Genomic DNA, 13,561 nt, shown 5'->3' on the forward strand with positions numbered 1-13,561 from the left:
GCAGCGCCAACGGAACAGCGCCAGCAGTTTGAGATTCAGCTTGATACGCCGGGCAGTGATTTCCAGCGTGTGGTCTGGCAGGGGTTACGCGCCGTTCCTTACGGGGAAACGGCGCACTATCAGGCGCTTGCAGAACAGATTGATAAGCCCAATGCCGTACGCGCAGTGGCCCCCGCCAATGGTACAAACCGGGTGGCTATCGTCATTCCGTGCCACCGAATTATCGGTATAGACGGCACGATGACCGGCTACGGTGGCGGCACTGCGCGTAAAGAGTGGCTTATTAATCATGAAAAATTAATGCAATCGCTTATGAAGACTCATGCCCACCAGCAGCGCCGAGCACAGCATCAACGCGATAAACCCACCGACGCCATTCCAGCCGTAGTTATGCCAGAACACGCCGCCGAGCGTCCCGGCGATGCTGGAGCCCAGATAGTAGCTGAACAAATACAGCGAAGAGGCCTGGCCTTTGGCGCGACGGGCGCGCGGGCCAATCCAGCTGCTGGCGACGGAGTGCGCGGCAAAAAAACCTGCGGAGAAAAGCAGCATCCCGGCGAAAATCACCCACAGCGGCGAGAGCAGCGTCAGCAGTAAACCCGCCAGCATCACGCCAGTCGAGACCAGCATCACCGGCCCACGACCGAACCGCGCGGTCATCGCACCGGCTTTCGGCGAACTCCAGGTCCCGGTGAGATAAGCCACGGACAGCAGGCCGACAAACGCCTGGCTGAGATGCCACGGGGAAAGCATCAGTCGATAGCCAATGTAGTTAAACAGCGTGACGAACGATCCCATCAGCAGGAAGCCCATCAGGAACAGGCGCGGTAGCCCCTGGTCGCGCCAGTGCAGGCGGAAGTTGATAAACAGCGTTTTGGGCCGCAGCGACGTGGGGCGGAAATGGCGGGACTCGGGCAGGATACGCCAGAACATCAGCGCCGAGGCGAGGGCGAAGCAGCCGATCACCGCCAGCGCGATGCGCCAGTTGAAAAGATCGGTGAAGACACCGCTCAGCAAGCGTCCACTCATGCCGCCAATCGAGTTACCGCTAATATACAGTCCCATCGAAAACGCGACAAAACTTGGGTGGATCTCTTCGCTCAGATAGGTCATCCCGACCGCCGCCACGCCGCTTAGCGACAGCCCAATCAGAGCACGCATCACCAGAATCCCGTGCCAGCTGGTCATCATCGTCGACAGCAGCGTGCAGACCGAGGCGAGCAACAGCGCCGTGACCATCACCGGTTTGCGGCCAATGGCGTCGGAAAGCGGGCCGGTAAACAGCAAACCGACCGCCAGCATCCCGGTTGAGATCGACAGGGAAATACTGCTGCTGGCAGGCGACACGCCAAACTCATGAGAAAGAACCGGGAGGATCGGCTGCACGCAGTACAGCAGGGCGAAGGTCGCGAGGCCTGCGGAAAATAGCGCGAGAGTAACGCGCATAAACTGGGAAGTACCGCGTTTGATAAACTGGGCTGGCGTGGGTGCTGCGGGTAAATCATCGATGTCGCTTGCCGGGGCGATATCAACGGTAGATGTACGACTCACAAAAGTTCCTTGCTTAAACATCCCCGTGATTTCTGGTGACGGGTATGACCACAAGATCAGAGTAGGAAATTGTAAATATTCTGTCTAATATATTAATAATCTCAAATGATACGTTAAACATATGAATATCGAGCTGCGCCATTTACGTTATTTTATCGCCGTTGCCGAAGAGCTGCATTTTGGACGAGCGGCGGCGCGCCTCAACATCTCCCAGCCGCCGTTGAGCCAGCAGATCCAAATCCTTGAGCAGCAGGTGGGCGCTCGCCTGCTGGCCCGCACTAACCGCAGCGTGAGCCTGACGGAAGCGGGGAGGCAGTTTCTGGCCGACAGCCGACATATCCTGAGCCTCGTCGAGGATGCCGCGGCCCGTGCCGAACGATTGCATCTGGGCGAAACGGGTGAACTGCGCATCGGGTTTACCTCGTCGGCCCCGTTTATCAGTGCGGTGTCGGACACGCTGTCGTCGTTTCGTCGCCATTACCCTGACGTGCATATTCAGACGCGGGAGATCAACACCCGTGAGCAAATCGTCCCGCTCAATGAGGGTTCGCTCGATTTAGGGCTGATGCGCAACACCCATTTGCCCGATACGCTGGCCTGGGAGGTTATCCTGCGCGAACCGCTGCTGGCGATGATCCCTCGCGATCATCCGCTGTCTTCACAGGCGTCGGTCACGCTTTCGGAACTGGCCCAGCAGCCGTTTGTCTTTTTCGATCCGCACGTGGGAACCGGATTGTATGATGATATCCTGGGCCTGATGCGTCGCTACGGGCTGGCCCCGGTCATCACCCAGGAGGTCGGCGAGGCGATGACTATTATCGGCCTGGTGGCGGCAGGGCTGGGGGTGTCGATTCTTCCGGCGTCATTTAAACGCGTGCAGCTCAGCGAAATGCGCTGGGTGGCGATTGCCGAAGAAGATGCGGTCTCGGAAATGTGGCTGGTATGGCCGAAACATCATGAACAAAGCAATGCGGCACAGCGTTTCAAAAACCAGCTAATTGCAGCCTCAAAGCGACCAATAACGGTCTGAAAAAGGGTAAAAAATGTGCGGTAAATCACATGGCTAAGTTTAAATTTGACGATTGCCTGCGAAGTGCTTCACCATAGCCCAAAGTTTATTTCGAAGCGCGAAAAATAAGGATGTAAGCGGTGGTTGCTGATAGTCAGCCAGGACATATTGATCAAATTAAGCAGACCAACGCGGGCGCGGTGTATCGCCTGATTGATCAGCTTGGCCCGGTCTCGCGTATCGATCTTTCTCGTCTGGCTCAACTGGCGCCAGCCAGTATTACCAAAATTGTACGTGAAATGCTGGAAGCCCATCTGGTTCAGGAGACGGAAATCCAGGAGCCTGGCAGCCGTGGCCGTCCTGCGGTCGGGCTGGTGGTGGAAACCGAAGCCTGGCACTACCTGTCTATTCGCATCAGCCGTGCTGAAGTGATCCTCGCCCTGCGCGATTTAAGCAGCAAGCTGGTGGTCGAAGACCGGCTTGAACTGCCGCTTCAGTCAGAGCAAACCCTGCTTGAACGCATTATTGCCCATATCGATCAGTTCTTTATTCGCCACCAGCAGAAGCTGGAACGTCTGACCTCCATCGCCATCACCATGCCGGGAATCATTGATACGGAGAATGGCATTGTGCATCGCATGCCGTTTTACGACGATGTAAAAGACATGCCGCTCGGCGAAGTGCTGGAGAATCACACCGGCGTGCCTGTTTATATTCAGCATGACATCAGCGCCTGGACGATGGCGGAAGCGTTATTCGGCGCGTCTCGCGGCGCACGCGACGTGATTCAGGTGGTGATTGATCATAACGTTGGCGCGGGGGTGATTACCGATGGGCGTCTGCTTCATGCAGGCAGCAGCAGCCTGGTGGAGATTGGCCATACGCAGGTCGATCCTTACGGTAAACGCTGCTATTGCGGCAACCACGGCTGTCTGGAAACGATTGCCAGCGTTGAGAGCGTGATGGATCTGGCGCAGCTGCGTTTGAGTCAGTCGATGAGCTCCTCGCTGCACGGCCAGCCATTGACCATTGAGTCATTGTGCGGCGCGGCGCGGCAGGGCGATCTGCTGGCGAAGGACATCATCACCGGCGTGGGTAATAACGTTGGGCGTATTCTCGCCATTATGGTGAATTTGTTTAATCCGCAAAAAATCCTCATTGGCTCGCCGCTGAATCAGGCCGCGGATATTCTCTTCCCGGCGATTACCGACTGTATTCGCCAGCAATCCCTCCCGGCCTACAGTAAGAATATGGTGGTCGAGAGCACGCAATTTTCCAATCAGGGCACGATGGCCGGTGCGGCGCTGGTGAAAGATGCGATGTATAACGGCTCATTATTGATTCGTCTGCTGCAGGGATAACTCTTTTTCGCTGATCTCATAAAAATTGCGCTATCTCAATCTGGACCGACGGCGCATACCTTAGACTCACTCCACTGAATTATTTACTTGGTTTATATTTTCAAAGCATATGCCCAAAAGGTGGAGTGAGTGATGCTTAAGCGTTTCTTTGTAACGGGTACTGATACTTCTGTCGGTAAGACGGTGGTGTCCCGCGCTTTGCTGCAGGCCCTGGCGGCAGGCGGTAAGAGTGTGGCAGGGTATAAACCGGTCGCGAAAGGAAGTAAAGAGACGCCAGATGGACTACGCAATAAAGATGCGCTGGTGCTGCAAAGTGTCTCAAGCCTTGAGCTGCCTTATCAGGCCATTAACCCTATTGCGCTGAGTGAAGACGAAAGCAGCGTCGCACATAGCGGTTTGATCAATTATTCGTTGCTGTCGAACGGGTTGGCGAATCTCGGTGACCAGGTCGATCACGTAGTCATTGAAGGCACCGGCGGATGGCGCAGCCTGATGAACGATTTGCGCCCGTTATCGGAGTGGGTGGTGCAGGAACAGCTGCCGGTACTGATGGTGGTGGGCATTCAGGAAGGGTGTATCAACCACGCGCTGTTGACCGCTCAGGCCATTGCCAACGACGGTTTACCGCTGATTGGCTGGGTGGCTAACCGTATTAACCCAGGACTGGCCCATTACGCCGAAATCATCGACGTATTAAGCAAAAAGCTGCAGGGCCCGCTGGTGGGTGAACTGCCGTATCTCCCGCGCGCCGAGCAGCGTGATCTGGCGCGTTACATCGATTTGACGATGCTGGACAGCACCTTTTCCGTTGAGAAGGTTGTCGCGTAACGCCAAAACCGGGCAGCAGTCCTGACTGCCCGGCTCTAACACTAGCTTTCGTGAATATTCAGCGCCCGACGGGTACGTCCTGAACTCAGATACTCCGCGATATAATCCTGCGAAATCTCACCGTTATAGCGTCCGTCTTCATCGACGATCGGCATCCAGCTGGTATTGCTCTCATACAGGCGCGACAGCACCACGCGCAGGTTATCTTCTGCTTTGCCCGTCATGCGGAACGGGTGCAGCATGTCCGCGCAGGCGCCCGTAGCGTGACGCGCCTCGCGACGTTTCACAAAGCCCAGCGGTTTGCCCTCTTCATCGACCACGGTGATAGCACGAATATCGTTGTCGTCCATCGTAGCAAACGCCTCTGGCAGGGCGGTGGATTCGCGCACGGTGATCGTCGGCTGCTGGTCGGTGACATCACCCGCCGAGACTAACAGCAGGCGTTTCAGCGTGCGGTCCTGCCCGACAAAGGAGCCGACAAATTCATTGGCCGGTTTCGCCAGCAGCTCGTCGGGGCTCGCGCACTGCACGATACGGCCCTGGCGGAACACAGCGATACGATCTCCGAGCTTGAGCGCTTCGTCGATATCATGACTGACAAGCATCACCGTCTTTTTCAGCTTACGTTGCATTTCGAGGAACTGATTCTGGATAACCTCGCGGTTGATCGGGTCCACCGCGCCAAACGGTTCATCCATCAGCAGCACCGGAGGATCGGCAGCCAGCGCGCGGATCACGCCGATACGCTGCTGCTGTCCGCCGGACATTTCTCGCGGATAGCGATTGAGGAACTTGTGCGGGTCCATCGCCACCATGTCCATCAGCTCTTCGGCCCGCGCTTTGCTGCGCGCTTTGTCCCAGCCCAGCATCCGTGGCACGACGGTAATGTTCTCTTCGATGGTCATGTTAGGGAACAGGCCAATCTGCTGGATAACGTAGCCAATATTACGGCGCAGCGTGACGGTGTCCATTTCGTTAGTATTTTCGCCGTTAATCAAAATATTGCCGCTACTCGGCGCAATCAGACGGTTGATCATCTTGAGGGTGGTGGTTTTACCGCACCCTGACGGCCCCAGCAGGACGCACATTTCCCCTTCGGGAACATTCAGATTAACGTTGTCCACGGCTTTAACCAGCTGGCCGCCTTTCTGTGAAAATTGTTTAGTGAGGTTTTCCAGTTTTATCATTATCGAATCCCCTTCGGAGTCAGCACGACCTGCAGGCGATGCAGCAACCAGTCGAGCACAATAGCTAAAAGACAAATCATTAAGGCACCGGCAATCAGCATACGAATGTCGCTTCCGCCTATGCCGTTGAGTAACAGCAGACCCAGGCCACCCGCGCCGATCACCGCAGCGATCGCCATAACGCCAATGTTCATGACCACGGCGGTGCGGATACCGCCAAATATCACCGGCAGCGCCATCGGGATTTCCACCCAACGTAGACGTTGCCAGAAAGTCATGCCTATCCCGCGTCCGGCTTCGCGCAGGCCCGGTGGCAGGCTGTCCAGCGCGGTGTGGGTGTTACGCACAATCGGCAACAGCGAGTACAGGAACACGGCGGTGACGGCGGGCAGGGCACCAATACCCTGACCGACCATCGAAAAGAGCGGGATCATCAGGCCAAACAAGGCAATCGACGGGATCGTCAGCACGATGGTCGCGATGCCCAACACCGGCGTGGCCAGCCATTTGTGACGCACGATCAAAATCCCTAGCGGTACGCCGATGATAATCGCTAGCCCGACCGCCAGCGCCACCAGCCACAGGTGCTGGAAGGTCAGCGTTAATAAATAATCCCAGTTATCAATAATGTAGTGAATCGTCTCCATAGCGCCTCCTTACAGCAGCTGTTTGCTACGCAGGAAATCACGGGCGACCTGCTGCGGTGACTGATGGTCGATATCAACCTTTTTATTGAGCTCGGTGATAACGTCGTTATTGAGCTGACCGGAAAGCGTATTGAGCGCTGCTTCCAGACCCGGATTGGCTTCCAGCGTGTCTTTACGTACCACCGGCGTCACGGCGTAGCTCGGGAAGAAGCCTTTGTCGTCTTCCAGCACTTTCAGGTCGAAACCTTTCACGCGCCCGTCGGTGGTGTAGATAAGTCCGGCATCGACAAAGCCGTCGCGCACCGCGTTATAGACCAGACCGGGGTCCATCTGGCGTATTTGCGGGCGGTCCAGACTCATCTGGTAAGCTTCCTGCAATGGCTTCATGCCGTCGCTGCGCCCGGCAAATTCGAGGTCCAGGCCCAGCAGCCAGTTGTTATCTGCGTCGGTTTTGCGGATCTGTTCAATTTTCGCCACCATCTCTGACATAGTATTGATGTGCTCGGCGTCGGCGCGTTTGCGCTGCATGGCGAACGCGTAGGTGTTGTTCATGTCCGCCGGTTTGAGCCACACCAGGCCGTGCTTCGCGTCCAGGCGTTTCACCGTGTCGTAAGACTCCTGCGGCGACATACGTTTGTTGATGTGGTTGAAGATGATCAGCGAGGTCCCGGTGTATTCCCACGTCATATCAATCTGCTTGTTGATCATCGCGTTACGGGAAATCACCGTCGCGATGTTGGTCTGCGGCTGAACCTGAAACCCTTTCTTCTGCAGATACTGGACGGTCATTGCGGACAAAATATGCTGTTCGGTAAAACTCTTGGTCGCCAGAATCAGCGGTGCGGCCTGAGCCTGGCTGACCAGAAACGCGGCGGCAACCAGCCCCGCAAGGCGTGAAAACAGTCTCATACGTGCTCCTTGTTATTGTTATCGTGCGATATGCGGGCTCATCAGACGCCCCAGCGCAGCCAGTAGCGTGTCCAGAATCAGCGCGAACAGCGCCGTAGCCGCCGCGCCCAGAATCAGCGTCGGGAAATCATTCAGATAGATGCCTGGGAAAATCAATTCACCGTAACTGCTGGCACCAATCAGGAACGCCAGCGGGGCGGTCCCGACGTTGATCGCCGTCGCAATGCGAATGCCTGAGAGCATCACCGGCCAGGCGTTCGGAATTTCCACCTGACGCAGACGCTGCCATTTGGTCATCCCGATACCGTTCGCGGCTTCCAGCAGCGAAGCGGGCACCGAGCACAGCCCGGCATAGGTGTTACGCACAATCGGCAGCAGTGAGGCAAGGAACAGCGCGATGATCGCCGGGGTATCGCCAATGCCCAGCACCACCATTGCCAGCGCCAGCACCGCCAGTGGAGGAAGCGTGTTGCCGACGTTAAAGATCTGCATCACGTATTCGGCGGTGCCACGTGCCGCCGGGCGGCTGAGCAAAATCCCGCTTGGAATCCCGACCAGCAGGGCAAAGAACATCGAAGAGAACACCAAAATCAGGTGCTGTTGACCGAGATACAGCAGGTCAACCCGGCGCGCTTTGATCGTATCCAGACCAATTCCCCACGCAAGGAGCGCGAGAACGGCAACAATCGCGGCGATGAAAAGCAGCGTGCGTTTGAGTAAAGATGAGTGCATTGCGGTGTGTCTCCCTGTGCGCATGCGTTATATACCCGTCATACTTCAAGTTGCTTATGCGTTGGCTGCACCCGCTCACCCCAGTCACTTACTTGAGTAAGCTCCTGGGGATTCTCGGGTTTGCCGCCTTCAAGCAACTTGAATTATTTAGAGTAAAGCAACCCATTGATTGCCTGTTGTTATGCCATGTTTCGGCAGGGGTAATTGAGCTATAGCAAGCGAATGGGAAGGGTTCCAGCGAAGCGCGAAATGAGTTGAGAGACGATAACAATGTAAACAGGCTGTTACGCCTTATGGGATAAGGGCTGAGCGGAAAAGGGCAGAATTGTCCTAAAGAGAGAAAGCGAAAAGTGACACCGTAACAAAAAAGGAGTTTCGCACGGCACCAGATGTGCCGTGCGAAGAGAGGATTATCGGTAAAGCGTTTTGTCTGCGACCGGAATGAGCAGCGCGGAATGCCATTCGGCCAGCGTCAGACGGGCGAGCTGAGCAATGCCAACGTAAAACGGATGGTTGGCCTGTTCAATAAACACCGTCAAGAAGCGCTGGCTCCACGGCAGCAAATGCCATGCCAGGAGTTGATCGCGTTCGGCGTCTCGTTCGTTTTCGGCAAGCCAGGCGGCCAGCATCAGCAGCGTGCCAAAATGATCTTCCGGCTCGTTCTGCTTCATTTCAAAAGCGATGCTGTTATCACGCATCCACTGGCGCAGGGCAAGGGTCGAGTCACCAAACAGCACCGACTCACGATCGAGCCAGACGGAACCCCACGGCGGCGCGGGCAGTGCCCACGGGCCGATAAACAGACGCTGCCAGGCGTCGGGCAGCGGCTCATCTGATGGAGTGCGCAGGGTTTCAGCGACAGGCAATAAGCTTGCCTGCTCCAGCGGCCAGTCCTGATACCAGTCGGTTGTGGTCAGGGCCGTGACCAGCGGAGCGGTCTGCTCACTTTCCGGTGAAAAGTAAAACAAGGCTCCCAGCACCCTGGCACTTAATGCGAACGACTCGCGGGGTAAAACTTCATTCATCACTGCGTTCCTTTAAACCTTCTCGATCTGCACCAGGTTGGTGTGCTGCGGGTTGCCTTTCGCCAGCGGCGAAGGGCGGTGTGTAGTAAGCGTATTGATACAGGAACCATGATCCACGCGGTCGCCGGTCATGTTGGCTTCGTGCCACGCGCCCTGGCCCATTGCGCTCACGCCCGGCATGATGCGCGGCGTGACTTTAGCGGGAATGCGCAACTCTCCACGAGCGTTAAATACGCGCACCAGATCGCCATTTTGAATGCCACGCTGGCCGGCATCGACTGGATTCAGCCACACTTCCTGACGACAGGCCGCCTGTAAGATATCAATATTACCGTAGCTTGAATGGGTGCGAGCCTTAAAGTGGAAACCAAACATTTGTAACGGGAACTGGCTGCGTTCAGGCGCGTCCCAACCGTCAAACGTGGAGGCATAGACCGGTAGCGGGCTGATGGTTTCGTCTTTCTCCAGCTCCCAGCTGTTAGCGATTTTTGCCAGTTGGCTGGAGTAGATTTCGATTTTGCCCGACGGGGTTTTCAGCGGGTTAGCCTCAGGGTTGTCGCGGAACTTTTTGTAGGCCACAAAGTGACCGTTCGGGTCTTTGCGCTTGTAAATCCCCATCTCTTTTAGCGCCTCGTAAGACGGCAGTTTAGGATCTTTTTCAATCATTTTCGCATACAGAAGCTTTAACCACTGCTCTTGCGTGCGGCCTTCGGTGAATTGCTGATAAACATCCGGCCCCAGGCGTTTCGCCACTTCGCTCATGATCCAGTAGATCGGTTTACGTTCAAATTTAGGCGCGGTGACGGGCTGGAGGAAAATCAGATAGCCCATGTTGCCCGCGTAGTCGTTAGGAATAATGTCTTCCTGTTCGACAGTCATCAGGTCCGGCAGCAGAATATCGGCGTATTTCGCCGACGAGGTCATGAAGTTGTCGATCACCACAATGGTGTCGCACAGGCTTTCGTCCTGCAAAATATCATGGGTTTTATTGATATCGGAATGCTGGTTGGTGATGGTGTTCCCGGCGTAATTCCAGATGAACTTGATTGGCACATCCAGCTTATCTTTACCGCGTACCCCATCACGCGTGGCGGTCATCTCCGGGCCACGCACAATCGCATCGGTCCAGCTAAAGCAGGAGATCTGCGTTTTCACCGGGTTGTCCGGCAGTGGCATGCGCTCGATGGTGATGGTGTAGGTGGATTCACGCGCGCCGCTGTTGCCGCCGTTGATCCCCACGTTGCCGGTTAGAATCGGCAGCATGGCAATGGCCCGCGACGTCAGTTCGCCGTTGGCCTGACGCTGCGGACCCCAGCCCTGGCAGATATACGCCGGTTTGGCGCTGCCGATTTCGCGCGCCAGTTTGATGATTCTGTCGACGGGAATGCCGGTGATGCGCGACGCCCACTCAGGCGTTTTCGCCGTGCCGTCTTCACCCTGGCCGAGAATATAGGCTTTGTAGTGACCGTTTGCGGGCGCATCGGCAGGCAGCGTTTTTTCATCATAGCCGACGCAGTATTTATCGAGGAACGGCTGATCGACGAGATTCTCATCGATTAACACCCATGCGATACCGGCGACCAGCGCGGCGTCGGTGCCTGGACGAATAGGTATCCACTCATCTTCACGCCCGGCGGCGGTGTCGGTATAGCGCGGGTCGATGACGATCATCCGCGCATTTGAACGTTCACGCGCCTGCTCGAGGAAGTAAGTGATCCCGCCGCCGCTCATTCGCGTTTCCGCCGGATTGTTGCCGAACATCACCACCAGTTTGGTGTTTTCGATATCCGAGGTGCTGTTACCGTCGTTGGTGCCGTAGGTGTAAGGCATGGCGCAGGCAATTTGTGCGGTGCTGTAGGTGCCATAATGGCTGAGGAAACCGCCGTAGCAGTTCATCAGACGTGCGACCAGCGAGGCGTAAGGCGAGGAGCGGGTGATGTTGCCGCCGACGATCCCGGAAGAGTAGTTGATGTACACGGCTTCATTACCGTATTTTTCCACCACACTTTTCAGGTTTTTGGTGAGGGTATCCAGCGCTTTATCCCAACTGATGCGCTCAAACTTACCTTCGCCGCGTTTGCCCACGCGCTTCATCGGGTAGTTGAGTCGATCGGGATGGTTAATTCTGCGGCGTATTGAGCGGCCGCGCAGGCAGGCGCGAACCTGGTGATCGCCGTAAATGTCTTCACCGGTGTTGTCGGTTTCGACCCAGTAAACTTCGTCATCTTTGACGTGTAATCGCAGGGCGCAGCGGCTGCCGCAGTTAACCGAACAGGCACCCCAGACCACTTTTTCAGCGGCAGGGTTTACGGCCTGTTGCACGGCGGCAGCGGCGCTTTTGAGGCCGAAGGGTAAAGAGATCCCACCGGCTGCGAGCGCCAGCGAGCCAATTGCAGTGGATTTAACCAACGCTCGACGGCTAATCCCGCCGTGATGTTCGACATCGGACATGACTCACTCCATCTTTGTCATTGCGTGTGATAAGCACCCGCGATTACAACCGGGCTAATGATGGAGTGAGTTTTACCTATTCAGGGGTAATAAACCTTAATCCTTATCAAGCTAAGGGAAATTCTGCGATGAAATTACTGCGGTTCGCTTTGGGTATTGTCCTGTGCGCCCGCGCTGCTGGCAGCATTGCCGCTGCTGGTGCGCGTATAAAGAATTTTGAACGTATCGTTGGCGCAATGCCCGACGACCTGCGCGTCAGGTTGATCCGCTTGATCGCCGGGAACGATGTTCAGGCTAAATCCAGACTCGGGTACGCCATTGTTGATGATTCGCTGCTGGATGTCGCTTTTCACTCGCTCGCAGGAGTCTGGAGCGGCCAGCACCGCAGGAGAAATACTTGTTAACAGCAGCGCGGTAATCCAGGGTAACCGTTTCATATCTAGCTCCTTATCTCTGTGTGTGGACTTTATTTTAGCAGGGATAATGTAAATAGCTGTATTGCAGAGAAATTTTCTGAAAAATCCGAGTGGTTAATTTACCTGGATTAGGTGCGAGATGTGATTATTTAATTCTGTGATGAGTAGTCATCTAATAGAGTCAATTGCTGGCCATATTAATGTACGCTATTTCTGGTGGCGTGGATTTTAATTGCCATGATGATAAAAAAGAATAAATTTTATTTGGTGGCTAATTTATTTAATCCCATTAGGCTTGTTGGCGGACGTTTCATTTTAATTCTGTACTTTACCTATATCGTCACAGGAGAAACAAAATGGTAAGCCAAAAAAGTTTATCGGATAAAGAACGTCGTGATGGCATGTATGTGTTAGAACAAAGCATGGGGTTTGTCTGGCAAGCCGCGCTACGCACCGCGGCGTTATTACGGGTTGCGGATCATCTGAAAGACGAAGCGAAAACCGCAGAACAGCTCGCGCAGGAATTGCACGTGGATTCCGGATTTTTGTATCGGGTGTTGCGCACGCTGGCTTCACGCGACGTGTTTAAAATGACCGACGACGGCCTGTTCAGTCTCACTCCCGCCGCACAGTTTCTGCGATCAGACACCCCGTACTCCCTGCGTGAAGGGGTGTTGATGTTGACGGATAAAACCATGTGGCAGCCCGCTGGCGAAATGACGGATATCGTCAAAGGCAAACCGGTCTTCAACGAATTATTTGGCATGCCTTTTTACGAGTACTGGGGCACGAAAAAAACGCCGTCCGGCGACGACGGTTTTCATGCCGGGATGGCATCTATGTCGAGCGTTGAAAACGACATCCTGGTGGATAATTATCAATTCCCGGAAAATGCCACGGTCGTTGATATTGCCGGTGGATTGGGGAATCTTCTATTAACGGTTTTACGCCGAAATCCAACGCTGCATGGTATTTTATTTGATCGCCCAAACGTCGTGACTGAAAACAGCCTGCATTTATTGGGCGACGATTCGCGCTGGGAAACCGTGGCAGGAAGTTTTTTTGAAGCCTGTCCGGTCGCTGATATTTATATGCTGAAATATATTTTGATGGACTGGCCGGACGACAAAGCCAGCCAGATATTAAAAACCTGTCGCAAAGCAATGAAAGCCAGTTCACGCTTATTAATTCTGGAGCCGATGATTAAAGAAAAGGATAACGAGCAGGGGAGATATGAGATGGATCTAATCTTGCTGTCGGGCTTCGACGGCGGACGGGCGCGCACGGAGAAAGAGTATGCAGAAATGTTGGGTAACGTCGGGCTGAAGATTAATCGGATAATCCACACGCCGTCGTATTTGTCGATTGTGGAGGCGGTTCTGGCCTGACGCTTGCTAACACATAAAGTGATAAATTGCCGATGCGGTTTCGCTATAATGTTTACA

Annotated in this window: 12 protein-coding genes and 1 pseudogene; 5 read left to right on the plus strand and 8 right to left on the minus strand. The window is 55.0% G+C overall.

Features of this window, described 5'->3' with window-relative positions:
• Nucleotides 1-18 precede the first annotated feature (18 nt).
• A pseudogene (locus tag JBO43_RS00715) lies at nt 19-297 on the plus strand (methylated-DNA--[protein]-cysteine S-methyltransferase); the annotation flags it as partial.
• Here JBO43_RS00715 and JBO43_RS00720 read toward each other — a convergent pair.
• Complete coding sequence (locus JBO43_RS00720; RefSeq protein WP_095284261.1) at nt 298-1,551, minus strand: multidrug efflux MFS transporter YnfM/SxtP(Kp); 1,254 nt, start codon at nt 1,549-1,551, stop codon at nt 298-300.
• A gap of 121 nt (nt 1,552-1,672) precedes the next feature.
• Between JBO43_RS00720 and JBO43_RS00725 the strand changes: the two genes are divergently transcribed.
• From JBO43_RS00725 to bioD, 3 genes are all read left to right on the plus strand, one after another.
• On the plus strand, nt 1,673-2,581 hold the full coding sequence (locus tag JBO43_RS00725) for a multidrug efflux transcriptional activator YnfL/SxtR(Kp) (protein ID WP_095281908.1): 909 nt from the start codon (nt 1,673-1,675) through the stop codon (nt 2,579-2,581).
• A gap of 119 nt (nt 2,582-2,700) precedes the next feature.
• Complete coding sequence (mlc, locus tag JBO43_RS00730) at nt 2,701-3,921, plus strand: sugar metabolism global transcriptional regulator Mlc (RefSeq protein ID WP_103946342.1); 1,221 nt, start codon at nt 2,701-2,703, stop codon at nt 3,919-3,921.
• Between the two features lie 132 nt (nt 3,922-4,053).
• Nucleotides 4,054-4,749: a dethiobiotin synthase gene (gene bioD / locus JBO43_RS00735; protein WP_095281910.1), complete on the plus strand. Its 696-nt coding sequence runs from the start codon at nt 4,054-4,056 to the stop codon at nt 4,747-4,749.
• A 41-nt stretch (nt 4,750-4,790) separates the two neighbouring features.
• Here the strand turns inward: bioD and osmV are convergent, their stop codons facing one another.
• The 7 genes from osmV to JBO43_RS00770 form a co-directional block, all read right to left on the minus strand.
• The gene (osmV, locus tag JBO43_RS00740) at nt 4,791-5,936 is read right to left on the minus strand and encodes an osmoprotectant ABC transporter ATP-binding protein OsmV (RefSeq protein WP_095281911.1); all 1,146 of its coding nucleotides are present in this window, start codon (nt 5,934-5,936) and stop codon (nt 4,791-4,793) included.
• Nucleotides 5,936-6,583, minus strand: a complete 648-nt coding sequence (osmW, locus tag JBO43_RS00745; protein ID WP_095281912.1) for an osmoprotectant ABC transporter permease OsmW — start codon at nt 6,581-6,583, stop codon at nt 5,936-5,938. Before osmW ends, osmV begins: the two co-directional genes overlap by 1 nt.
• A gap of 9 nt (nt 6,584-6,592) precedes the next feature.
• The gene (gene osmX, locus JBO43_RS00750; protein ID WP_202673492.1) at nt 6,593-7,492 is read right to left on the minus strand and encodes an osmoprotectant ABC transporter substrate-binding protein OsmX; all 900 of its coding nucleotides are present in this window, start codon (nt 7,490-7,492) and stop codon (nt 6,593-6,595) included.
• A gap of 18 nt (nt 7,493-7,510) precedes the next feature.
• Nucleotides 7,511-8,224, minus strand: a complete 714-nt coding sequence (gene osmY / locus JBO43_RS00755; RefSeq protein ID WP_202673493.1) for an osmoprotectant ABC transporter permease OsmY — start codon at nt 8,222-8,224, stop codon at nt 7,511-7,513.
• A 410-nt stretch (nt 8,225-8,634) separates the two neighbouring features.
• Nucleotides 8,635-9,249, minus strand: coding sequence for a Tat proofreading chaperone DmsD (gene dmsD, locus JBO43_RS00760; RefSeq protein ID WP_202673494.1), 615 nt, complete (start codon nt 9,247-9,249; stop codon nt 8,635-8,637).
• A gap of 12 nt (nt 9,250-9,261) precedes the next feature.
• Nucleotides 9,262-11,700 carry a selenate/tellurate reductase subunit YnfE gene (ynfE, locus tag JBO43_RS00765; protein ID WP_202673495.1) on the minus strand — a complete coding sequence of 813 codons (2,439 nt, stop codon included), beginning with the start codon at nt 11,698-11,700 and terminating at the stop codon, nt 9,262-9,264.
• A gap of 134 nt (nt 11,701-11,834) precedes the next feature.
• Nucleotides 11,835-12,137: a DUF1161 domain-containing protein gene (locus tag JBO43_RS00770; protein ID WP_095281918.1), complete on the minus strand. Its 303-nt coding sequence runs from the start codon at nt 12,135-12,137 to the stop codon at nt 11,835-11,837.
• 335 nt (nt 12,138-12,472) lie between these two features.
• Between JBO43_RS00770 and JBO43_RS00775 the strand changes: the two genes are divergently transcribed.
• Nucleotides 12,473-13,504: a methyltransferase gene (locus tag JBO43_RS00775; protein WP_202673496.1), complete on the plus strand. Its 1,032-nt coding sequence runs from the start codon at nt 12,473-12,475 to the stop codon at nt 13,502-13,504.
• Nucleotides 13,505-13,561: the final 57 nt, after the last annotated feature.

It is taken from the genome of Lelliottia jeotgali, assembly GCF_016771845.1.
Classification (GTDB): domain Bacteria; phylum Pseudomonadota; class Gammaproteobacteria; order Enterobacterales; family Enterobacteriaceae; genus Enterobacter; species Enterobacter jeotgali.

What these genes read in the sequence shown, in the direction of transcription:
- bioD (WP_095281910.1), top strand. Translation starts at nt 4,054, where the DNA reads ATGCTTAAGCGTTTCTTTGTAACGGGTACTGATACTTCTGTCGGTAAG.
- ynfE (WP_202673495.1), bottom strand. Translation starts at nt 11,700, where the DNA reads ATGTCCGATGTCGAACATCACGGCGGGATTAGCCGTCGAGCGTTGGTT.
- osmY (WP_202673493.1), bottom strand. Translation starts at nt 8,224, where the DNA reads ATGCACTCATCTTTACTCAAACGCACGCTGCTTTTCATCGCCGCGATT.
- osmW (WP_095281912.1), bottom strand. Translation starts at nt 6,583, where the DNA reads ATGGAGACGATTCACTACATTATTGATAACTGGGATTATTTATTAACG.
- JBO43_RS00725 (WP_095281908.1), top strand. Translation starts at nt 1,673, where the DNA reads ATGAATATCGAGCTGCGCCATTTACGTTATTTTATCGCCGTTGCCGAA.
- osmX (WP_202673492.1), bottom strand. Translation starts at nt 7,492, where the DNA reads ATGAGACTGTTTTCACGCCTTGCGGGGCTGGTTGCCGCCGCGTTTCTG.
- osmV (WP_095281911.1), bottom strand. Translation starts at nt 5,936, where the DNA reads ATGATAAAACTGGAAAACCTCACTAAACAATTTTCACAGAAAGGCGGC.
- JBO43_RS00770 (WP_095281918.1), bottom strand. Translation starts at nt 12,137, where the DNA reads ATGAAACGGTTACCCTGGATTACCGCGCTGCTGTTAACAAGTATTTCT.
- JBO43_RS00775 (WP_202673496.1), top strand. Translation starts at nt 12,473, where the DNA reads ATGGTAAGCCAAAAAAGTTTATCGGATAAAGAACGTCGTGATGGCATG.
- dmsD (WP_202673494.1), bottom strand. Translation starts at nt 9,249, where the DNA reads ATGAATGAAGTTTTACCCCGCGAGTCGTTCGCATTAAGTGCCAGGGTG.